18 protein-coding genes are annotated in these 22217 nt (G+C 67.7%); 7 read left to right on the forward strand and 11 right to left on the reverse strand.

Annotated features, from left to right (window positions below; genetic code table 11):
- Positions 1-84: 84 nt before the first annotated feature.
- The 7 genes from ACVWZ8_RS01390 to ACVWZ8_RS01420 all read right to left on the reverse strand — a co-directional run bounded on the left by ACVWZ8_RS01390 (position 85) and on the right by ACVWZ8_RS01420 (position 7938).
- Positions 85-915, reverse strand: coding sequence for an inositol monophosphatase family protein (locus tag ACVWZ8_RS01390; protein ID WP_426976638.1), 831 nt, complete (start codon positions 913-915; stop codon positions 85-87).
- Positions 912-3161, reverse strand: a complete 2250-nt coding sequence (ligA, locus tag ACVWZ8_RS01395) for an NAD-dependent DNA ligase LigA (RefSeq protein WP_456503547.1) — start codon at positions 3159-3161, stop codon at positions 912-914. The genes ACVWZ8_RS01390 and ligA overlap by 4 nt, the downstream gene beginning before the upstream one ends.
- A 14-nt stretch (positions 3162-3175) precedes the next feature.
- Positions 3176-4039 carry a PP2C family protein-serine/threonine phosphatase gene (locus ACVWZ8_RS01400; protein WP_456503548.1) on the reverse strand — a complete coding sequence of 288 codons (864 nt, stop codon included), beginning with the start codon at positions 4037-4039 and terminating at the stop codon, positions 3176-3178.
- 86 nt (positions 4040-4125) lie between these two features.
- Positions 4126-5427 carry an adenylate/guanylate cyclase domain-containing protein gene (locus ACVWZ8_RS01405; RefSeq protein WP_456503549.1) on the reverse strand — a complete coding sequence of 434 codons (1302 nt, stop codon included), beginning with the start codon at positions 5425-5427 and terminating at the stop codon, positions 4126-4128.
- Entirely contained in the window at positions 5417-6028 is a 612-nt protein-coding gene (locus tag ACVWZ8_RS01410; protein WP_456503550.1) for a PH domain-containing protein, read from the reverse strand. Before ACVWZ8_RS01410 ends, ACVWZ8_RS01405 begins: the two co-directional genes overlap by 11 nt.
- Positions 6021-6968 carry a biotin--[acetyl-CoA-carboxylase] ligase gene (locus ACVWZ8_RS01415; RefSeq protein ID WP_426976633.1) on the reverse strand — a complete coding sequence of 316 codons (948 nt, stop codon included), beginning with the start codon at positions 6966-6968 and terminating at the stop codon, positions 6021-6023. The genes ACVWZ8_RS01410 and ACVWZ8_RS01415 overlap by 8 nt, the downstream gene beginning before the upstream one ends.
- Positions 6969-7047: 79 nt before the next feature.
- Complete coding sequence (locus ACVWZ8_RS01420; RefSeq protein ID WP_456503551.1) at positions 7048-7938, reverse strand: SDR family oxidoreductase; 891 nt, start codon at positions 7936-7938, stop codon at positions 7048-7050.
- Positions 7939-8180: 242 nt separating this feature from the next.
- Here ACVWZ8_RS01420 and ACVWZ8_RS01425 point away from each other — a divergent pair, with 242 nt between their 5' ends.
- The 4 genes from ACVWZ8_RS01425 to ACVWZ8_RS01440 all read left to right on the forward strand — a co-directional run bounded on the left by ACVWZ8_RS01425 (position 8181) and on the right by ACVWZ8_RS01440 (position 13392).
- A complete protein-coding gene (locus ACVWZ8_RS01425; RefSeq protein ID WP_426976631.1) occupies positions 8181-9764 on the forward strand; it encodes an acyl-CoA carboxylase subunit beta in 1584 nt (527 codons plus the stop codon).
- Between the two features lie 14 nt (positions 9765-9778).
- Positions 9779-10006 carry an acyl-CoA carboxylase subunit epsilon gene (locus tag ACVWZ8_RS01430; RefSeq protein WP_426979842.1) on the forward strand — a complete coding sequence of 76 codons (228 nt, stop codon included), beginning with the start codon at positions 9779-9781 and terminating at the stop codon, positions 10004-10006.
- A gap of 68 nt (positions 10007-10074) precedes the next feature.
- Positions 10075-11769: a DUF885 domain-containing protein gene (locus ACVWZ8_RS01435; protein ID WP_456503552.1), complete on the forward strand. Its 1695-nt coding sequence runs from the start codon at positions 10075-10077 to the stop codon at positions 11767-11769.
- 168 nt (positions 11770-11937) lie between these two features.
- A complete protein-coding gene (locus tag ACVWZ8_RS01440; RefSeq protein ID WP_456503553.1) occupies positions 11938-13392 on the forward strand; it encodes a dicarboxylate/amino acid:cation symporter in 1455 nt (484 codons plus the stop codon).
- A gap of 88 nt (positions 13393-13480) precedes the next feature.
- On the opposite strand, the gene ACVWZ8_RS01445 is transcribed toward ACVWZ8_RS01440, so the two are convergent.
- Entirely contained in the window at positions 13481-14074 is a 594-nt protein-coding gene (locus ACVWZ8_RS01445) for a hypothetical protein (RefSeq protein WP_456503554.1), read from the reverse strand.
- Positions 14075-14267: 193 nt separating this feature from the next.
- Between ACVWZ8_RS01445 and ACVWZ8_RS01450 the strand changes: the two genes are divergently transcribed.
- The 3 genes from ACVWZ8_RS01450 (at position 14268) to ACVWZ8_RS01460 (ending at position 18009) form a co-directional block, all read left to right on the forward strand.
- The gene (locus ACVWZ8_RS01450; RefSeq protein ID WP_456503555.1) at positions 14268-14657 is read left to right on the forward strand and encodes a YbjQ family protein; all 390 of its coding nucleotides are present in this window, start codon (positions 14268-14270) and stop codon (positions 14655-14657) included.
- 72 nt (positions 14658-14729) lie between these two features.
- The gene (locus ACVWZ8_RS01455; RefSeq protein WP_456503556.1) at positions 14730-15464 is read left to right on the forward strand and encodes a TetR/AcrR family transcriptional regulator; all 735 of its coding nucleotides are present in this window, start codon (positions 14730-14732) and stop codon (positions 15462-15464) included.
- 1 nt (position 15465) lies between these two features.
- Positions 15466-18009: an MMPL family transporter gene (locus ACVWZ8_RS01460; RefSeq protein WP_456503557.1), complete on the forward strand. Its 2544-nt coding sequence runs from the start codon at positions 15466-15468 to the stop codon at positions 18007-18009.
- 138 nt (positions 18010-18147) lie between these two features.
- On the opposite strand, the gene ACVWZ8_RS01465 is transcribed toward ACVWZ8_RS01460, so the two are convergent.
- The 3 genes from ACVWZ8_RS01465 to ACVWZ8_RS01475 all read right to left on the reverse strand — a co-directional run bounded on the left by ACVWZ8_RS01465 (position 18148) and on the right by ACVWZ8_RS01475 (position 21732).
- A complete protein-coding gene (locus ACVWZ8_RS01465; RefSeq protein ID WP_456503558.1) occupies positions 18148-18573 on the reverse strand; it encodes an N-acetyltransferase family protein in 426 nt (141 codons plus the stop codon).
- A gap of 487 nt (positions 18574-19060) precedes the next feature.
- Entirely contained in the window at positions 19061-20305 is a 1245-nt protein-coding gene (locus ACVWZ8_RS01470) for an ISL3 family transposase (RefSeq protein ID WP_456503559.1), read from the reverse strand.
- 92 nt (positions 20306-20397) lie between these two features.
- Positions 20398-21732 (reverse strand): DUF222 domain-containing protein, encoded by a 1335-nt coding sequence (locus tag ACVWZ8_RS01475; RefSeq protein ID WP_456503560.1) that lies wholly within the window; start codon positions 21730-21732, stop codon positions 20398-20400.
- Positions 21733-22217 lie beyond the last annotated feature (485 nt).

Raw genomic sequence — 22217 nt, forward strand, 5'->3', positions numbered from 1 at the left:
AGATGGGACGTTTCCGTGACTGAACTATCAGTTTGACAAGGAAAGCAGGCCGGCACTCGGACAGGGGCCTGCCACAGTGCCCGTTCAGAGCGGGAACTTGCCGGAGAGCTCCAGGGGCCCGGCGCAGGTCCATGCTGCCAGCCGATCATCGTCGGAGGGTCCGCCCGCCAGCGGGCTGGTGAGCCGCGGCCGGCGCACCCAGCAGCCGGCTTCTTCGGCAATTAGGGCACCCGCGGCGAAGTCGTGCTCATTGAGGCCGCGTTCACCGAAGGCATCGACGCTGCCGTCCGCCACGAGGCAGAGGTCCAGGGCCGCGGAGCCGAGCCGGCGGACGTCGGCGAAGCCGTCCATCAGAGAGCCCAGGCCGCTTGCCTGCTCCGAGCGGACGGCCGGGTCGTAGCTGAAACCGGTGGCCAGGATCTGCCCGCTGCGCCCGGTCACGGGCCCAAACAGCTGCGTCTGCCGGCCCTTCTCCTCGAGCCAGGCACCGTGGCCCCGGGAGGCGTAGTACGTTCGTCCCAGCGCCGGGGCGTTGACGACGCCGGCCAGCCAGACGCCGTCGGGGTCCGCCACGGCCACGGAGGTGCCGTAGTAGACGATGTTGCGGATGAAGTTGGTGGTGCCGTCGAGTGGGTCGACGGACCAGCGGTAGCCGCTGGGGGTATCCGGAAGGACGGTGCCGCCCTCTTCCCCCGTGATGATGTCGCGCGGCCGTGCGGCGGTGAGGACATCGCGGACGGCTGTTTCCGCGGCGAGGTCAAAGGCTGTCACCCAGTCCCCGGAATCGCCCTTGTTGCTGACCTCCAGTTCGGCCGCGTTCCGGCCGGCCAGGACGGCAGCTCCGGCCGCCGCAGCCGCCTTGGCCAGTTCGAGCAGCACTGTCAGTTCCGGGGTGGCGGCGGGATCCGCACTCATTCGGCAACCACTTCCTGGGTTTCTTCCTCGTTGGAAGCGTCGGAACCGGCGGCCGGGCCGGTGGCCAGCAGCGCGCGGAAGCCGTCCTCGTCCAGCACGGGCACACCCAGCTGTTCGGCCTTGTCCAGCTTGGTACCGGCGTTCTCGCCGGCCACCACGTAGCTCGTGATCTTCGAGACAGAGCCGGCTGCCTTGCCGCCGCGGACCAGGATGGCTTCCTTGGCCTCGTCCCGGCTGAAGCCCTCGAGGCTTCCGGTGACCACGATGGTCAGTCCTTCCAGCGTCCTGGGTGTGGACTCGTCGCGCTCGTCCGCCATCCGGACGCCGTCGGCTGCCCAGCTGTCAACGATCTCGCGGTGCCAGTCCTCGGCGAACCATTCCGTGAGGGCCTGGGCGATCACCGGGCCGACGCCGTCGACGTGGGCGAGCTCCTCCTCGGAGGCCTGCCGGATGGCATCCATGCTGCCGAAGGCCGTCGCAAGCGCCCGGGAGGCCCGCGGTCCGACGTGCCGGATGGACAGCGCCACGAGGACACGCCAGAGCGGCTGGGCCTTGGCCTTGTCCAGTTCCCGGAAGAGTTTCTCCGTGGTGGCCGTCGGCTTGGACGGGGTTTTGGCGGTGCCCTTGCTGTAGAAGTACGGCACCAGCTCGAACTCGCCGGTGGCCACCCCCTTGGACCGCTTCTCGCGCCGGATGCGGACGTCGGCGAGGTCTTCGCGCGTGAGCCGGAACAGGTTCGCCTCGGTGGTCAGCGGCGCGGCTTCCGGCTCGGCCGGCTGGGTCAGGGCGATGGCGGCTTCCCAGCCGAGTGCCTCGATGTCGAAGGCGCCGCGGCCGGCGAGGTGGAAGACGCGTTCGCGCAGCTGCGCCGGGCAGGAGCGGGAGTTGGGGCAGCGGATGTCCACGTCCCCCTCCTTCGCCGGCGCCAGGGGTGTGCCGCAGGCCGGGCATTCGGTGGGCATGACGAAGTCCCGCACCGGCGGATCCTGCAGGTCCCGGAGGGCAAGGACCGGCCCGACGATCTCCGGAATGACGTCCCCGGCCTTGCGCAGCACCACGATGTCGCCGATTTTGACGCCCTTGGCCTTGACGACTTCCTGGTTGTGCAGGGTGGCCATCTCCACCGTCGAGCCGGCGACCTTGACCGGTTCCATCACGCCGTACGGGGTGACGCGGCCGGTGCGGCCCACGTTGACCGCGATGTCCAGCAGCTTCGTGTGGACTTCCTCCGGCGGGTACTTGTAGGCGACGGCCCAGCGCGGGACGCGTGAGGTGTAGCCGAGCGCCCGCTGGGTGGCAAAGTCGTCCACCTTGACCACGATGCCGTCGATTTCATGGGCCAGGCTGTGGCGCTTGTCGCCGTAGCGGGTGATGAACTCCAGCACGTCCTTCAGCCCCGGCAGGACCTCGAAGTACGGGCTCGTGGGGAGCCCCCAGGCGGCGAGCTGGGCGTAGGTGTCCGACTGGCTGGCCGTTTCGAGCCCTTCGCGGGCACCGATGCCGTGCACGTACATCCGCAGCGGCCGCTTGGCGGTTTCCGCGGGGTCCTTCTGGCGCAGCGAACCGGCGGCGGCGTTGCGCGGGTTGGCCAGCGGCGCCTTGCCGGCCTCGATCAGGGCCTCGTTGAATTCCGCGAACGCCTTGGAGGGGATGAAGACCTCGCCGCGGATCTCCATCTCGGCCGGGAAGTTGCTGCCGCTGAGCTGCTGCGGGATTTCCTTGATGGTCAGGACGTTGTGCGTGATGTCCTCCCCGGTGGTGCCGTCGCCGCGGGTGGCGGCCCGGATCAGCGCGCCGTCGCGGTAGAGCAGGTTGACGGCCAGGCCGTCGATCTTGAGTTCGGTCAGCCACGACGGCGTCCCGTTGCCGAGCCTTGTGATGCTGGCTTCCGCTTTGGCAACCCAGGCCTCCAGCTCTTCGAGTGAGAAGACATCCTCCAGGCTGTACATGCGCTGCAGATGTTCGACGGCGGTAAAGGCTGCGGACACCTCGCCGCCCACCTCCTGGGTGGGCGAATCGTTGGCCACGAGTTCGGGGTGCATGGCCTCGATCGTTTCCAGCCGCCGGTAGAGTTCGTCGAACTCGGCGTCGGAAATGATCGGCGCGTCCTCCTGGTAATACGCGAAGCGGTGCTTGCGGACCTGCTCCACGAGGTCCTCGTACTCTTCGCGCACATCCTCGGACGGGACCAGCTCCCCGGCAGGGCTTTGGGCGTCGGTATCTGCTGCGGTCTTCCCTATGCTCACAGACCTATCCTGCCTTAGATCCCCGACATTGTCCGGTCAGCGCCGGGCAGAGGATCGACGGCGGCCGGGACGTTTGAGGCGTCCACCACGATGCAGGTGACGTTGTCCCGTCCCCCGCTGCCCAGGGCCGCCTGGATGAGTTCGTCGACGGCCGCCTGCGGATCAGCTTCGGAGCCCAGGATGGCGGCGATCTGCCCGTCGTCCAGCTCGCCGTTGAGGCCGTCGGAGCAGACCAGGATCCGGTCCCCCTCCTCCACGGGCAGCAGCCAGTAGTCGGCCCCGGTCTCGTCCCCGGCGCCGAGGGCACGGGTGACCACGTGCCGGCGCGGGTGCACCGCTGCCTCGGCACGGCTGATCTGGCCGGCGTCCACCAGTTCCTGCACTTTGGAGTGGTCCACGCTGACCTGGCTGAACGTGCCCTGGCTGAGCCGGTAGGTCCGGGAGTCGCCGATGTTCACCACGAGCCAGTACGGGATCCCCAGCTGTTCCACCACCACGACGCCGGAGAGCGTAGTGCCGGCCCGGGATCCGGTCGCCTCGCGGATGCTTGCGTCAGCCAGGAGCAGGTATTCCTGCACGACGCCGGCAGTCGCGTCCCGCCCTCCGCTCGCCAGCTGGGGGATCCCGGCGAGGGTGCGCACGCAGATGCCGCTGGCGATCTCGCCGGCCTCATGCCCGCCCATCCCGTCCGCGACGGCGAAGACGGGATCGGCGGCGATGAAGGAGTCCTCGTTCATCTCGCGGCGCAGGCCACGGTCAGTGCCGTAGCCGCAGCTGAGTCGGAGGCTGCGGGCGCTGCCGGGGGCACTGGAGGGACTCCCCACGGAGCGGGATGCTGAATCAGCAGAGGGGGGAACGGCGTCCGGCTGGAATTTCATGCCTGTCCTAGGTAGAAGGAGCGGTCACCGGGCTTGGGGCCCGCGATAACGGGGATCCTACCCGGGATCGGGCAGCGGGACAGAAGTCAGTCCAGGACCAGGCCGCGGCCGCTGCCGCGCTGCAGTTGGACCGGGTGGATTTCGCCGAAGCCACGGACGTCTTCGGCGGGGCGCGGAAGCAGGACGAAGCGTTCATCCTGCTCGAGGGCGGCGGCAGTCATGGAGTCCACGAGCACCGTTCCGGGATCCGCCAGGGCGGTCAGCCGCGCCGCGAGGTTTACCGTGGGCCCGTAGATGTCACCGAGCCTGGAGAGGATGCGGCCCCAGACCATGGCCACCCGGGCCTGCGGCAGGATCTCGTCCTCGGTGAAGGCCCGGCACAGGGCCAGTGAGATCTCTGCGCCGGCCGCGGGGGTTTCGGCGATGTAAAGGACTTCGTCGCCGACGGTTTTGACCAGGCGGCCGCCGCCGACGGAGATGATTTCGGCGCATTTGTTCTCGAAGCGCTGCACCAGCTGGGCAAGCGTCTTCTCGTTCATACGGCGGGACAGGCTGGTATAGGAAACCAGGTCGGCGAAGCCGACGGCCCGGGCGAGCGGCAGCGGCGTGTCGTCCTCGTCCCCTTCGCGGCCCTCCTCGCTGGACTGGAGCCCTGCCTCGGCCCGCACGGCCAGCCGCTGGATGCCGGCGTTGAGCTGGCGGCGCCAGGAGTAGACCAGCATCTCTTCAAGGGCGTCCACCAGGGAGGGCAACTCGCTGACCAGCCGCTTGCGGGCCACGGAGTCCGGAACGCCCTGCTGGTGGACCAGGTCCTCCACCAGCGCCTCGATCTGCCACACCACCATTCGGTCCGTCATCTGGCCGATGGCGCGGGTGACGGAGATGGCGGCTTCCTCGGTGAGCTTGCCGGCCCGGACCAGGTCCACGATGGTGTTGAGCGCGGCCTGGTCGCGTTCGGTGAAGGCGACGTCCTCATCGCCCAGGTTGGGGAAGCCCAGGGCACGCCAAAGTTTCCGGGCGGAGAGCAGCGAGAGCCCGGCGCCAGCCGCGACTTCACGGCGGCGAAGCTTGCGCTCCCCACCGAGCAGCCGGTGTTCCAGGGCTTTCACGGCGATGCGTTCGGCGGAAATAGTTCCGGTGGACGGCGCGGAGGCAGGTTCCGGGCCCGCCTCGGGAACGCTGTCCGCGGAGTCCGTGCCGGCGGAATCAACGGGAAGAACTGCTGCGTGGGTGCCGTCCGCTGCCGCGCTGTCGCGGTCGGCGAAGGTCCCGGCAGCGGAGTCGAGGACGGCTGCTTCGAGCGTGGCGGCCTCGACGACGGTGTCTTCAACGTGCGACGGATCCTCCGCCAGAAGTCCGGTTTCATGGTGGACGTTCTCAGCGCTCATCTCTTCCACCTTCTCTCGTCTCCCATGGCCAGGCGCCGTAGCGGGTGCCGTCGGGGTTGTGCATCATGCCCTCGGCCCCAAATCCCCCACCCTGCGGGAGTTCATTGATGGCGTCAAGTATGAAGTTTCGGAACGTCACCACCTCCGGGACGTCGGGGACCACCGTGCTGGAGGGGTACCCGGTATCCAAGGATATATTCCCGGACCGCAATACGCGTTGGAGCAACGACTGGTGGATCTCGACATTTCGGACGGCGGCCAAGTAGACCTGTTGATCGCGCCGCCGCAACATGCCGTAACGGGCAACTAAGCGCTGGTTCGTGAGCGTGTAACGGGTGGCGTGCCACGTCAGCACCCGGGGCAGGCAGTAGCCAAGCAGTACCCAAGCCGCCAGCGCCACGCACACTCCTGTCAGCCAGACCGTCCAGTCCCGTGTTACCAGCGGAACCAGCTTGGCGGGGCCGCCTTTCACAATCAAGGCGCTGGCGTAGGCGGCCAAGGCGGGAACAAGGATGAACAACAGCGCCGGGACCATCAGCGTCCTGGGCTGGGGCCGGGTCACCGCAATGACTTGCTCGCCCGGGAGAAGCTCTTTACGCATAGCCACTTTCGGCGCTGCCAGGCTTCCCGCCGGCCCTGCCGTCCGGCTCCTGGGCGGGCGGCGTCCAGGGCCGCAGGTGCACCACGTCGCCCGCCGTCACGACGTGCTCGTGGCCGCCGGAGTCAACCACCATGAGCGAGCCGTAGTCATCCAGGCGCGAGGCATGGCCGATGATTTCATGGTCGCCGGGCAGGTGGGCTCGCACCTGCTTGCCGAGCGTCGCCAGCACGGCCTCGACCCGCTTGTGCAGCGAGTGGCCGCCTGCCATCCCGGCGGCGGGGTCGCCGTCGGCGTTGCAGAAGCTCCGGTACAGGGTGGCGAAACGGGACAGGTAGCTCTTCAGCAGCACGGTCCGGTCCACGGTGGCCGGGTGCTCCAACAGCACGGAGGTGGCGTTGGGAACCGGCAGTTCGGCCTCCGTGAGGGAGACGTTGAGCCCGGTGCCGAGTACCACCGGCGGCACCGCCCCGCCGTGCATCGGCCCAAGCTGGGCCAGGATACCGGCGATTTTCCGGCCGCGCACCAGGACGTCGTTGGGCCATTTGAGTTCGGCCGGGATGCCTGCCGTTTCCAGCAGCGCGTCGCGCAGGGCCAGCGCCGCGAGCAGCGACAGCCACGAATAGCTCTGGGTCGGCAACGGCCGGCCATCGGAATTGACCGGCCGGAGCACGAGGGAGACGGAGACGGAGCTTCGGGCCGGGGCTTCCCAGCGGCGGTCCAGCCGTCCGCGGGCAGCGCTCTGGTATTCGGCGGTGAGCACGGTCAGGTCCGGATAGGCGGCCGGATCCTCGCTGGCGCCGCGCAGCAGGTCCGCGTTCGTGGAACCGGTGGACTCCACCACGGTGAGTTGGGGGATGCCGTGGGCAGCCAGGAACGACTCATCACTGAGGGCGTTCACGTCAAGGGGCGGACGGTCCGGGGCTTCCTGCGCGGCTTCCATGCTTGAATCCTACCGAGTAACGGGCACCGCGGCTCCGGCTCCGGCTCCGCCTGCCCGGATCCCGGGACCGGCAGGAAACTCAGAGGAAAATGTCAGGGACCAGCAGGTTCTCCGGGGCGCCAAGGCTGTAGGGCGTGAAGTCCGTGACGCCGGCGGCGGCCAGGACTTCTTCGTCGGTGTAGAAGTTGCCGCTCCGGCTGCCGGAGTCCGGCGTGGCGTTGCTGCCGGTCAACACGGCGTGGGCCGCGTCGGCCATGATCGCCGGGCCGCGGGCGCCCTTGACGATCAGCTCCCCGCCCGGCATGTTCCGGATTGCGGCGGTGTCAATCAAAGTGCAGGGCCACAGCGAGTTGACGCTGATCCCGTCCGCCTTGAGCTCTTCGGCGAGTCCCAGGGTGGTCAGGCTCATGCCGTACTTGGCCATGGTGTAGGCCAGGTGCATGCCAGCCCACTTGGGATCCAGGTTCAGCGGCGGGGAGAGGGTGAGAATGTGCCCGGCGCCGGATTCGCGCAGGGCGGGCAGGGCGAGCTTGGACAGCAGGAAGGTGCCGCGGACATTGATGTCCTGCATGAGGTCGTAGCGCTTCATGTCCACGGCGTCGGTCGTGGACAGGTCGATCGCGGAGGCGTTGTTGATGACGATGTCGATCCCGCCGAAGCGTTCGACGGCGGCGGCAGCGGCGCCGGCGACGTCGTCGTCGTTGCGCACATCGCCGACCAGCGGCAGCGCCTGTCCGCCGGCCGCCTCGATCTGTTCGGCGGCGGAGTAGACCGTGCCTTCCAGCTTGGCGTGCGGCTGGCCGGTCTTGGCCATCAGGACGATGTTCGCGCCGTCGCGCGCGGCGCGGGTGGCGATGGCCAGGCCGATGCCGCGGCTGCCCCCGGAGATGAGGACGGTGCGGCCCTGGAGGGAACCGGCGGCCTGGTACGGCCCTGCAGCGGTGCCCGAAGCGTCATTGCTCAAAGTCATGAGGACACTCTAGCGGAGTTATATTACTGACGAGTAACATCGCTGTCACGGTGGGGAGAATCTGGGAAAATTGTAGGTTTTCTACAGCGGCCTGGGCTCGTTACGTCACTAGACTTGCCAGCAGGCCCCCGTCCGGTTTTCCAGATTTGTGGAATCCGGCCAAACCCGCCGCACGGGACAGGGCCAGGAAACTTCAGAACAACCAGCGCCAGAACTATCAGCGACAGAGCCGGAGACACTTGATGAGCCACGATCTGACCACGACTGCGGGAAAGATTGCAGACTTCCGCGACCGCCAGGCCAGTGCCGAGCAGCCCTCCGGCCCCGAAGCGATCCAGAAGCAGCATGCGCGCGGCAAGAACACCGCCCGCGAGCGCATCGACCTGTTGCTGGACGCCGGTTCCTTCGTCGAATTCGACGCGCTGGCCGTGCACCGTTCCACGGCCTTCGGCATGGAGAAGAAGAAGCCGCTGGGCGACGGGCTCGTCTCCGGCTACGGCACCGTCGACGGCCGCCCCGTCGCCGTGTACAGCCAGGACTTCTCCGTCTACGGCGGCTCGCTGAGCCAGGTCAACGGCGAAAAGATCGTCAAGGTCCAGGAATTCGCGCTGCGCAACGGCTGCCCCGTGGTCGGCATCCTCGACGGCGGCGGGGCACGGATCCAGGAAGGCGTCGCCTCGCTGGCCATGTTCGCGGACATCTTCCGCAACAACGTGCATGCCTCCGGCGTCGTACCGCAGATCTCCCTCATCATGGGCCCCTCCGCCGGCGGCGCGGCCTACTCCCCCGCGCTGACCGACTACGTGGTCATGGTGGACAAGACCTCGCACATGTTCATCACCGGCCCGGACGTGATCAAGACGGTCACCGGCGAAGATGTGGACATGGAAACCCTCGGCGGTGCCCGCCAGCACAACGCGAACACGGGCACCTCCACCTACCTCGCTTCCGACGAGGCCGACGCGATCGAGTTCGTCCGCGAACTGCTGGACTTCCTGCCCTCCAACAACCTCGCCGAGGCCCCGGTGCTGGAACACCAGCAGGAGCTGGAGCTCGACGACGACGACCTCGCCCTCGATGTGCTGATCCCGGACTCCGCCAACCAGCCCTACGACATGCGCAAGGTCATCGAGCAGATTGTCGACGACGCGCACTTCCTCGAGATGCAGTCCCTGTACGCCCCCAACGTGATGATCGGCTACGGCCGGGTGGAGGGCCACACGGTGGGCATCGTGGCCAACCAGCCCCTGCAGTTCGCCGGCACCCTGGATATCGCCGCTTCGGAGAAGGCCGCCCGCTTCGTCCGGCACTGCGACGCCTTCAACATCCCCATCATCACGCTCGTGGATGTGCCGGGCTTCCTGCCGGGCAAGGACCAGGAGTTCCAAGGCATCATCCGCCGCGGAGCCAAGCTGCTCTACGCCTACGCCGAGGCCACCGTGCCCAAGCTGACGGTCATCACCCGAAAGGCCTACGGCGGAGCGTACATCGTGATGGGCTCCAAGAAGCTCGGCGCGGACCTCAACCTGGCCTGGCCCACCGCGCAGATCGGCGTGATGGGCGCCCAGGGCGCCGTCAACATCCTGTACCGCCGCGAACTGGCCGCGGTGGCGGAGGCCGGTGGCGACGTCGAGGCCCAGCGCGCCGAGGTCATCCGGCAGTACGAGGAAGAGCTGCTCAACCCTTACCAGGCCGCCCAGCTCGGCTACGTGGACGCCGTCATCGCGCCCTCCGAGACCCGGATGCAGATCATCAAGGGCCTGCGCGCCCTGCGGGACAAGCGCGCCAGCCTGCCCGCCAAGAAGCACGGGAACATCCCGCTGTGAGCGGGCTCGAGCCCATGGACCCTGCCGAGCCGGCCGCGGCCCCCGCGGAAAGCCTGCTGTCGGTCGTCAAGGGCGAGCCGACGGCGGAGGAACTGGCGGCGCTGACCGCCGTCGTCCTCTCGCTCGGCAGCGTCGAAACAGCGGCACCGGAGAAGCCCGGCGTCCGGCACTGGGTCCGGCGGCAGCAACTGCGGCTGGCACCCCAGCCCGGTCCCGGGGCGTGGAAGCGCAGCCGGGGCTGACGACCGCCCCCGCCGGAAAAGTTCAGTAACCTTTTCATAACCGCCAGCGCCCGGCTAGTCTCGTTCGGGTGACTACCGAAACCACTGAACACACAGCCCCCGCGCGCCCGAAGACGGCCATCGATGCCGTCGCCGATGGCTTCACGGAGACCCTGATCCGGCTTAACCCGAGCCTCGCCACGGAACTCGGGCTGCCCGGCCACGAGACCGAATACCAGGACTTCTCCCCCGCCGGGCGCGGGGAATTCGCCGCCGCCGCGCGCGGGGCGCTTGCCGCGCTCGAGGGACTGGAGCCGGTTGACGACGTCGACGCCGTCACCCTCGATGCCATGCGGGAACGCCTGGGCCTGCAGCTGGAAATCCACGATTCGGGCTGGGACACGGCCGAGTTGAACAACATCGCCTCCCCCCCGCAGGATATCCGCGCGATTTTCGATCTCATGCCGACGGACACCGCGGAGCAGTGGGACCACATCGCGGGACGCGCCCACAACGTGCCGGCCGCGATCGACGGCTACATCGAGTCGCTGCGCTCGGCCAAGGAGGACGGCAAGGTTTCCGCCGCCCGCCAGGTCTCGATCGTGATCGAACAGGCCACCAAGCATGCCGCGGACGACGGCTTCTTCGCCAAGCTTGCCGCCGAGGCCAAGATGGCGGAAGTCGCGCTCCCGGAGGACGTGCAGTCCAGGCTCGACGCCGGCGCCGCCGCCGCCCGTGTGGCCTACTCCCGGCTCGCCGGCTTCCTGTCAGCCGAACTGCTGCCGCTCGCCCCGGAAAAAGATGCGGTGGGCCGCGAGCGCTACGCTCTGGCCTCGCGTTCCTTCCTCGGCGCCACGGTGGACCTCGAGGAGACCTACGCCTGGGGCGTGCAGGAACTCGACCGCCTGATTGCCGAGCAGGAGCGGGTGGCTGGAGAGATCCGGTCCGGCGCCACCATCGAGGAAGCCAAGGAGATCCTCAATGGCGATCCCGCCCGCCAGCTCAAGGGCACCGATGCCCTCAGGACCTGGATGCAGGAGCTCTCCGACAGGGCCGTGGCGGATCTGGCCGGAGTGCATTTCGACATCCCGGATGTCATGAAGACGCTCGAGTGCAAGATCGCCCCGACCCAGGAAGGCGGCATCTACTACACCGGCCCCTCGGACGACTTCAGCCGACCGGGCCGCATGTGGTGGTCCGTGCCGCCGGGCGAGGACACCTTCACCACCTGGGCCGAGACCACCACGGTCTACCACGAGGGCGTCCCCGGCCACCACCTGCAGGTCGCGACCGCCACCTACCGCCGCGAGCTGCTCAACAAGTGGCGCCGCAACGTCTGCTGGACCTCCGGGCACGGCGAGGGTTGGGCTCTCTACGCGGAGAAGCTCATGCAGGAACTGGGCTACTTGAAGGATCCGGGCGACCACATGGGCATGCTGGACATGCAGCGCATGCGGGCAGCCCGCGTCGTCTTCGACATCGGCGTGCACCTGGAGCTGGAGGTCCCCGAGCGCTGGGGCTCCGGCACCTGGACCCCGGACAAGGGCTACGAGTTCCTCAAGCACAACCTCGCCATCAGCGAAGGCCAGCTCAGGTTCGAGTTCACCCGCTACCTCGGCTGGCCGGGCCAGGCGCCGTCGTACAAGGTGGGCCAGCGGCTCTGGGAACAGATCCGTGCCGAGCTCGAATCCCGCCCCGGCTTCGACCTCAAGGAGTTCCACAGCAAGGCGCTCAATATCGGCTCGGTAGGCCTGGACACGCTCAAGCGCGCCCTGCTCGGGTAAGTCCCCGGCCACCGAGACAATCGCCACACCGGAGGCTGGAATAACTTCACATTGTCCTTGCGTGACGCCGGGATACCGGGGATTCCGCGCCGGATACCCGCTGGTGACGGCGTAACATTTCTCAACATCGGTTCGTCGTGATAACCAGCCCGGTCCTAGCGTGTTCGGGTGAGCACTCAGACAAGCACCCCCGCACCCGCCGGAAAGACCGGCTCCCAGCTGCCCAAATGGGCCGGCTCGTTCGGCTTCCAGATCATCGCCGCCCTGATCGTCGGCCTGGGCCTGGGCCTGCTGGCCAAGTACACCGGCAGCACCAAGGCAAGCCCGAATGCCCTCGGCACCACGCTGCAGACCATCGGCTCGAGCTACGTCTCGCTGCTGCAGACCGCCGTGGTCCCCCTCATCTTCACCGCCGTCGTCAGCTCCATCTCCAACCTGCGCGCGGTGTCCAACGCCGCCCGGCTGGCCTGGAACACGCTGCTCTGGTTCGCGATCACCTCGCTGATCGCGGTCCTGATCGGCATCGGCCTGGGTGTGCTGCTGCAGCCCGGCGCCGGCACCGGCATCACGCAGGAAGCCAAGTACGCCGGCAAGTCCGGTGACTGGTGGGCCTTCCTGACCGGCCTGTTCCCGAAGAACTTCCTCGGCCTGGGCGCCAACACCACCGTCACCGACGGCGTCGCCACCACGGCCGTGAGCTTCAACGTGCTCCAGATCCTGGTGATCGCGATCGCCGTCGGCATCGCAGCGCTCAAGGTGGGCAAAGCGGCCGAGCCGTTCCTGAACCTCAACGCCTCCGCCCTCGCCGTGATCCAGAAGGTCCTCTGGTGGATCATCCGGATCGCCCCGATCGGCACCGTCGGCCTGATCGGCAACGCTGTGGCGATCTACGGCTGGGACACCATCGGCTCGCTCGGCAAGTTCACCTTCGCCATCTACGTGGGCCTGGCCCTCGTGCTGTTCGTGGTCTACCCGGTCCTGGTCCGCACCCACGGCCTGTCCGTCAAGCAGTACTTCTCCGGCGTCTGGCCTGCCGTGCAGCTGGCGTTCGTCTCCCGCTCCTCGGTGGGCACCCTGCCGCTGACCCAGCGCGTGACCGAGCGCAGCCTCGGCGTCCCCCGCGCCTACGCCTCCTTCGCCGTGCCGCTGGGCGCCACCACCAAGATGGACGGCTGCGCCGCGATCTACCCGGCCATCTCCGCGATCTTCGTGGCCCAGTTCTTCGGCATCCAGCTCGACTTCACCCAGTACCTGCTGATCGCCCTCGTCTCCGTATTGGGCTCCGCTGCGACGGCCGGCACCACGGGCGCCGTCGTGATGCTGACCCTGACGCTATCCACGCTGGGACTGCCGCTGGCCGGAGTCGGGCTGCTGCTGGCGATCGACCCGATCCTGGACATGGGCCGCACCGCCGTCAACGTGGCCGGGCAGGCACTGGTCCCCACCATCGTGGCCAAGCGCCAGGGCATCCTGAACGAGTCGCTCTACAACGCACCGCGCACCGGTGACCCGTTCAGTGACGAAGCCACCGACGACGCCGGCACGGCCGCCGTCGACCCCTCGGCTGCCGCTGCTCCCGCAGCCGGGCGGGAAGAACGCGAGTTGGCGGACGCGAAGGCGTAGCGACTGCAACGAGCGTTTACAGGAGAAGTCCCCGGGAGATCCCGGGGACTTCTCTGGTTAAGCGAGGTCGGCTTGAATCCCGCCGGGCTTAGCGGCCGCCTCCGCCGATGACGCCCTTTTCGACGGCCTTGGTGACCGCGTCGGCCTCTGCCTGGGTCAGGGTGCCGTCCGTGACGGCCTTGTCCAGCCTGGTCTTCAGTGCTGCAGCATGATCGGCCCGGGCCGCGGTCCGGAGCTCCTCCAGGGCCGCGGTGACCTTGGACTCCTCAAGGCCGAGCGACGACGCCAGCGACTTCGCAAGGGCAGCCTCCCTGGCGGCGCGGTCCGGCTTTGTACCTTCAGCCGGCGGGGTACCTTCAGCCGGCGGGGTACCTTCAGCCGGCGGGGTGGCCGGCTTGTTGGCGTCACGGAAGGCCTTCAGGGCCTCGGTCACCTTGGCCTCATCGACGCCGAGCTTGGTGGCAAGGGCGGCAGCCTGCACGCCGCCACGGCCGCCGTGCCCGTGGCCACCGCGCATGCCCTGGCCGTCGGTGGTTCCGGTGGAGCTGTCTGGCGAGGCCGTCGAGCTGGGGCTGGGGGCCGGCGTGGTGGTCGCGGAAGCCATTCCGCTGACTCCCAGGCCGGCGCCGAGTGCCAAAGCCGCGGCCGATACGCCGAGCGTGATTCTCTTTGTGGTTGACATGGACTGTCTCCTGGATCTGCCGTGCCGCCACGGCTCTGTGTGGTGCTCTGTGTTGTGCTCTTTGTTGTTGGGTCTTTGTTCCAAGACGTAGTTCAAGTTTGCGGCGGACGCATCAGCGGGAGCTGTCGGGAAGCTTTCATCTTCCTGTGAATCCTTCCCATCCGACGGCCCGGGAAGTGGGTAGGCTCGGGGCATGCTGATCGTCACGTCCAACAAGATCCCCGGCCACCGGATCGACGCCGTCTTCGGCGAAGTGATGGGCCTTACCGTCCGCTCCCGGGACATCGGCGCCCAGGTGATGGCAGGTTTCCGCTCGCTCGGCGGCGGGGAGCTGCCCGAAATGACCCGCGCCCTCTACGAAAGCAGGCAGCAGGTCATGGCCCGGATGGTCACCGAGGCGGAGCAGCGCGGCGCCAACGCCATCGTTGCCATGCGCTTCGACACCTCGGAGCTCGGACCCAACTGGACGGAAGTCTGCGCGTACGGCACGGCCGTGTTCGCGATCCCGCTGGCCGAAGGGGAGGACGGCGCCACCGGCCAGTCCATCTACCTCACCGGCCAGGGGAAACAGCAGCCCGCGTAAACTTGCCCACTGGATAAACTTGCCCACTTCGTAAACTTGCCCACAGTGCAAACATGCACGTAGTGTAACTGTGTGCACTCCCCCGAGATCCCTGCGGCCGCGCCTCCGGAGAGCGGAGCGCTCTCCCGCCGCGAGCTCAACAAGGCAGCCACGCGCCAGGCCATCACGGAGGCGGCCCTGGGCCTGCTCCGCACCAGGGGGCCGGGCAACTTCACGGTCGAAGACATCGCCGACGACGCCGGGATCTCCCGCCGGACCTTCTTCAACTACTTCAACAGCACCGAAGCGGCGATCGCCGCCGTCACCTTCGGCTTCCTGGACAAGGCGCTCCAGCAGTTCCGGCTGCGCCCGGCCGGGGAACCCTTTCTGGAATCGGCCCGCGCAGCCCTCGTGGAACTGGCAGACCCGATGACTGTGGCCCCGATGGCCGAGCTGTACAGCCTGGGCCAGTCCAATCCGCAGCTCAGCCGGTCCGAGCTGGAAGCCTGGGACCACTGCACCGCGGAAATCATTGCCGCGGCCCGCGAGCGCTTCGGCGCGGGCGCCGGCGTCGAACTCGACGAACTGTACCTCCGCGCCCTGGCCGGCTCCGTCATCTCCTGCGGCAAGGCCGCCATGGACGTCTGGCTGGCCCGATGCGGCGGGTCCCTGACCCCGGAATCGCTCTCCACCCTGCGCCAGCTCCTGATCGATTCCATGAGCCTGCTGGGCTCGGGTTTCGCCCGCCCGGCCGCTGCCCAGGCTGTTCCTCAGGCAGCCCGCCCGGCCGCCCCGTCCACCGCCACCCCTTCCCCAGATCGGCTCTGACATGGCACTTTTGCTGTACCGCCTCGGCAAATTCTCCTACCGGCACCGCTGGCTCGTCATTTCCTTGTGGCTGGCAGTGATGGTGGCCGTCGGCGGGGCTGCAGCGGCCTTCCACGGCACGCTGTCCAACAACTTCCAGATACCGGGCACCGAAACCCAGCAGATGGCGGACAAGCTCAAGAAGGAACTTCCCGGATCCTCGGGCGGCTCTGCCAGCATCGTCTTCGAAGCCAATGACGCCCGGTTCAGCCAGGCCGGCAAGGACGCCGTGTCCGCCGCGCTGACCAAGCTGAAGGCCCTCCCTGACGTCCAAGGGACGGTTGATCCGTTCGCCACCCAGGCGCAGCTGGAAGAAGCCGCCGCAGACCTCGCCACCGCCCAGCAACAGTCAGCTGCCGGAGAGGCCCAGCTGGCCCAGGCCGCAGGCGAACTCGCCGATGGCAAGTCCCAGCTTGAAGCTGCCGAGCAGCAGATGGCCGCCGACGGACTCCCCGCGGCCGCCATCGAGGCACAGCTCGGCCAGCAGAAGGCGGCCCTGGCCGCGGGGCAGGACAAGCTCGACGCCGGCACCAAGGAACGTGAGACCGGCAACGGGAAGCTCGCACTCGGTCAGCGCCAGTTGGACGCCTCCCGAGGCATGCGTTTCGTCTCCGAGGACGGAAAGGCCGCGATCGCTCAGGTCCAGTTCAAGACCTCCATCAACGGCCTCAAGCCGGAGGTCCGTCAGGACGTCCAGGACATCGTCAAGGAAGTCTCCTCCGCCGGCGTCACCGCCCTGGCCAGCAAAGAAATCACCGAGGACGTCTCCGAACTCTTCGGCATTTCCGAGATTCTTGGCATCGCGATCGCCGCCCTGGTCCTCATCGTCATGCTCGGCACCCTGATCGCCGCGGGCCTCCCCCTGCTCATGGCCGTCGTGGGCGTGGCAGTGGGCGTGGGCGGCACCTTTGCCCTCAGCGGCGCCTTCGACATGAGCTCCATCTCCCCGATGCTGGCGCTGATGCTCGGCCTCGCCGTCGGCATCGACTACTCCCTGTTCATCGTCAACCGGCACCGGGGCCAGCTGCTTGCCGGCATGGATCCTGAGGAATCCGTGGCCCTCGCCACCGGCACCTCGGGCAACGCCGTGCTCTTCGCCGGCCTGACCGTCATCATCGCCCTCGCCGCCCTCGTCATCCCGGGCCTGCCCTTCCTGGCCGTGATGGGGCTGTCCGCCGCCGGCACGGTGGCCGTCGCCGTCGTCGTCGCCCTGACCCTGACCCCGGCCGTCCTCTCCCTGGTGGGCCGGAAGCTGATCTCCCAGCGGGCCTGGGCCAAGGCGGAGAATCACAACACTGCTCCCGGCCACGAGACCGAAGACCGTGCCAGGGACGAATACCGCGGCAGCCACGGCTGGGGCGGACTGGTCACCAGGCACCCCGTGATGGCAGTGCTGGCCGGCGTCCTGCTGCTCGGGATCGTGGCCCTGCCTGCCAGCCAACTGCGGCTCGCCCTGCCCGACGGCGGTTCCGAACCCGTCGATTCGCAGGCCTTCAAGGCCTACGACGTCACCGGACGCAGCTTCGGCGAAGGCATGACCGGTCCGATCGTCGTCGTAGGTGACCTCCCGGCCGGACTCAGCGCTCCCGAGGCGCAGGCCAAGCAGCTCGACGTCGCTGACTTTCTCCGCAGCACCGGAAACGTCACAGCCGCCGTCCCCGTGGCTCTCAGCGAAGACCGCCGCACCGCGGTGTTCCAGGTCATCCCCGAGGAGGGTCCGGCCAGCGCCACCACAGTCCAGGTGGTCTCCGATCTGCGCACTGAAAAGGGCGCGATCAAGGACTCCACCGGCGTCAGCATCGGCCTCACCGGCCAGACCGCCGGCAACGTGGACGTCTCCACCAAGCTCGGCGATGCCCTGCCGCCGTACCTGGCAATCGTGGTGGGACTCTCCCTGATCCTGCTTCTGCTGGTGTTCCGCTCGATCGTTGTGCCCCTCCTGGCCACCGGCGGCTTCCTGCTCTCTTTGGCCGCGGCTTTCGGCGGCGTCGTGGCGGTGTACCAGTGGGGCTGGCTGGGGGCCATCTTCGGCGTCGAGAACCCGGGCGCCGTGCTCAGCTTCCTGCCGATCATCCTGATTGGTGTGCTGTTCGGCCTGGCCATGGACTACCAGGTGTTCATCGCCTCCGGCATGCGCGAGTCCTACATGCACGGCGAATCCGCCAAACACGCGGTCCGCTCCGGCTTCAGCCACGCCGCCGCGGTGGTCACTGCGGCAGCGATCATCATGGTCAGCGTGTTCGCGGGCTTCATCTTCTCGCGCCTGTTCATGGTCCGGCCGCTGGGCTTCGCGATGGCGTTTGGCGTGCTGGTGGACGCCTTCGTGGTCCGCATGACGATCGTCCCGGCGCTGATGTACCTGCTCGGCGAGAAGGCTTGGTGGCTGCCCCGCTGGCTGGAACGCATCCTGCCGGACGTGGATGTGGAAGGTGCACAGCTCCGCACGCCGGGCACGACGGCGGCCGGCGATTCCGCGGAGGAACCTGCGGAGGTCACCGTCCGCTGACATTGCCGCAGGCTGACGTTTGGGGCCGCTGATGTTTAGCGCCGCCCACGAGGTGCTGAAGCCGCCCGTCGATCATGTTGATCGGCGGGCGGCTTTGTCGTGTTCCCGGGGTCCCGGCCAGTTAGAACCTGCGAATGTTCAATTCCTCGGCAGCTTGGAAGCCCAGTCGCGCGTAAAAGCCTCGTGATTCGGCTGAGGGAGACAGGACCATTCGTGCCGCTTGATGCTCTGCGAAAACTGAATCGATGCCCGGACGAGCCGGCCTCCAAGACCGGTGTTACGAAATTCTGGAAGCACATAAGCGTTTCCCAGGTAGACCCACCGGGAGGATTCCTTCCCTGGTTTGGGCATCCGCTCGAAGATCATGAGGTTGAGCATCCCGATTAGTTCGCCTTCCCGCTCGGCCACAAAGAATTTTCGAGGATTGGCGTCCATCCACTCGCGATAGTTGTCTTCGAAGTCTGGATCTTCCTTGAGTGCGGGCTCCTGTTCTGCGGCCCACGTCGCTCTTAGCCTCGCAAGGCCGGGCGCGTCGGCGGTGCATCCTTCGCGAACTATGAGCATGGAATTACCCTACTTTGGCGTTGCAGCGGAATCCCAACTCCTTGCGTCCTGAGCGCGGCAACACAGGCAGGCCTAAAACGACCGTTGGTAAGACAGCTCAAAGGGTTGGAGTGAGTGCGACTGTTAGCAGGGTGGAGTCGGTGAGCGGTTTGTCGGCCAATCGAGCAAGCGTCGATCAGAGCAAGCGGCGATCAGGCGGCCAGTGAGCCGAGCGCCCGGGCTCGCTTCAGCATCTTGGCGTGGTGTCGGAGTTCGCGTCGAGTGTTAGGTGCCGTTGAGGCCGCTGACCCGGCCAGCGGACTTCCAGCCTCTGCGCCGCCCCGTAGCGGGGTGCCGGGCAGGGGTGGCGCGGTGGAGTAGTAGCTGTGGCCGGTGGGGGTGGTGAGCTCGAGCGCGTGTCTGATTTCGTTGGTACCGGCGGGCCCGGGTCGTGGCCGGCTTTTCCAGCCGGGCTTTTCCGGCTCTCCTGACGTGAATGTGGGTTCGGTTATTTCTGGTATGGGAGTTCGATCTCGACGGGGCCGCAGGCGAGCATTATCAGGGCGAGGGCGGCTTCGGGTGTGTGGAATCCGTAGGAGCGGCGGGTCATGGTGCGGATCTTGTTGTTCAGTCCTTCGTGGCGGCCGTTGGAGAGTTTCCTGGTGACGGCGGCGTAGATCCCTTCGGTGTGGGATCGGATCGTGGCGGCGGCCCTGGCGAACTCGCGGATGTTGGATTTGGCGGCGAGGTCGCACCAGGTGGTGATCATCTCCATCACGTCATTGGGGTTGAGGTCGCCGGCGAAGACTTCCCGGAGGGATTCCTTGAGCTGGTAGGCGTCCCAGAGCAGCCCTCCGGTGCGTTCGAGCCCGGCCAAGGTGACTTGTTGCTTTTCGGTCAGGTTCTGCGGGTTTTTCAGCAGCACCCAGCGGGTTCCCTTGAACTTCTTCGCGATGTGCTGATCGGGCAGTTCACGGGCGCGTTGCCAGATGGAACGGCGGAAGGATTCCAGCGCGTTCGTGGCTAGCTGGATGACGTGGAACGGGTCGTAGCAGATGACCGCGTCCGGGGCGTTGGTCTTCACGGACTTGGCAAAAGCGGGCCCCATGTCCATGCTGACGGCCTCGATGGCCGTCGTGTTCACCGGTCCGATTTCTTTGAAGAATCCATCCAGTGTCGCCGCGTTTTTCCCCGGTGCACCCCAGACGATCTTCGAGGTGGAGTGGTCGGAGACGAGGGTGAGGTAGCGGTGGTGTTTGCGCCAGGAAATCTCATCCACCCCGATATTGAGCAGGCCTTCGAAGCGGCTCTCGTCGAGCTGTTCGGCCACGACGCGTTCACAGATCGCCCCGACGGTCCGCCACGCTATCCGGGCGAACTGGGAGACGGTGGTCTTGTCCGCCCGGATGACCAGCCAGGCGATCATGTCCTCAAAGTCCGTGCTGAACCGGGAGCCGGGCCGGGCGAACGGCACGCCCTGCACCACGACGCCGTGGCCGGGGCAGACCAGGCGCCGGCGGAGCATTGTGAGCACCAGGACCCTGCCGGAGAAATCCAGATGCCGCCACGTGGATTCCGCCCAGCGGGTGTCATATCCCGCCATCGTTGAGTAACTGCAGTGCGGGCAGTCAAGGCGCTTGCGGGCCTTCAACGCCACCCGCACCAGCATGGGACCACCGGAGCCGGGATCAACATCAACAACCCGGACCCCCGTCAGGTTCAAGACGCGGTTGAGTAGAGTAGTAGCACGCATGGGTAGCTCCGAAATTTGGACAGTGTGAGAACTCCCAAATCTACCGGGCTACCCATGCCCTCATAGCACACAAACCCTGACCCACACGTACGTCAGGAGAGCCCCTTTTCCTTGGTGTGGTTGCAGGCTTCACAGAGTCCGGATCCGTTGGCGGCAGTGGTCGCTCCACCCTCGGACCATGGAATGACGTGGTCCATGTGCCGGATCGGGGCATCGCAGTACGGAGTGCGGCAGGTGTCATCACGGGCCTGGAGGAAGCGTCGGAGCCCGGCGGGGAAGAGCCGTGCCCTCGAATCCATCGCGACCAGGTCCCCGCTGCCTGGGGCAGTGTAGAGCCGCCGCAGCCAGGTCTGCAGGGCGACGCCGGCTACCGCGGCGCCCGCTCCGGTGCCGCCCCCGTCTCCACTGCCGTTGCCTCCGGGGCCAGGGTCGGTGCGGCCCGGGCTCGAACTGATGCCCGGAACGGAGCCGGCGTCTTTGATCAGGTTCCGGGCCCAGCCAGCGGGGACGATGCCGTAGCCGGGGAGGCTCGCGGGTTCGCTGTCGCCCTGGAAGAGGGTGCGGTCGGTCATGACGAGCTGGATTTCGATGCCCGTGAACCCGGCCGGCGTGCCAGTGAGGCGTTCGACGAGGCCGTCGGCCATGAGCTGGCCCCGGCCCCGGGGGTCGCCGCCGGCACGGAGCGTGTCGGCGTGCCGGGTCAGGGCGGCATAGGCCGCGACGCCGGCGGAGACCGGGAGCAGCGCGGTCAGATAGCACATGGTGTCCGGCGCGGGACGGAGGCTGACATGCCGTTCGGCGGCGGCATGGCCGGCCCGGTCCGTGACCGAGCGGGGGTCCCGCCGGTACGCCGCTGCCCGGGCCGCGGCAACGATGGCGCGGTCCCCGACGCCGGCGAAGGTGCCGGTGTCGGCGGCGAGTTCCTCGTCCACGGCGCAGCGGTCCGCCGCACTCAGGCAGGCGGTTTCCTTCACGAGGAGGGTGGCGCGCCATTCGTTGAGCTGGCCGGTGTGCAGGGCGGTGAGGGTATGCGGCATTTCGGTCACGAGGGCTTTTGCCAGGCCCAGGAGCCGTCCGCCGCGGGCCGGGGATTCGCGGCGGGCCAGGGCGATCTGCGCCGCGACCCCGGTGCCGAGTTCTGCCGCCGGCATCCCCTGCGCACGCTGGACCCGGCGTTGGGCGGCATCGAAGGCGACCGCGATGCTGGCCTGCAGCGCGGCCGCGGCGGACTTCAGATCCTCCAGCTGCCGGAGCTGGTCAATCAGCCCGGCACCGGCATCGCCGCAGCCGTCACCGCCGTAGCCGGCATCGGGGTCGGGGTTGCAGTGCCGGACGGTTCCGAGCAGGCGGGCGACATCGGTAACCGTCGCGCCGCTTTCAGCGCCGCCGCGTCCTGCCTGAACTTCGGGCTCCCGATTGCCGTCCATAGCTAGAGTCTTCCAAAGGGGTCCGACAAAATTAGCCTGCGCCAAAAGCAGACCCAGGCCCAGGGGCAAAGTGCCGAGTTGGCCGCTGTGCCCTCCGCAGCCGTTACCGCCGTATCGGTCGGGACATCGGTAACCGTCGCGCCGCTTTCAGCGCCGCCGCGTCCTGCCTGAACCACTTCGGGCTCCCGATTGCCGTCCATAGCTGAGAGTCTACTGAGGGGGTCTGACACAATAAGCCTTCGCCAAAAGCAGGCCACGCCCGGGGCAAAGTGCCGAGTTGGCCGCTGCGCCAAAAGCAGACCCACGCCCAGCTGGCCACTGTGCCCTCCGCAGCCGTTACCGCCGTCGGGGTCGGGGTTGCAGGGCCGGACGGTTCCGAGCAGGCGGGCGACATGGGTAACCGTCGCGCCGCTTTCAGTGCCGCCGCGTCCTGCCTGAACCACTTCGGGCACCCAATTGCCGTCCATAGCTAGAGTCTTCCGAAT

The organism is Arthrobacter sp. UYCu723 (assembly GCF_054059215.1).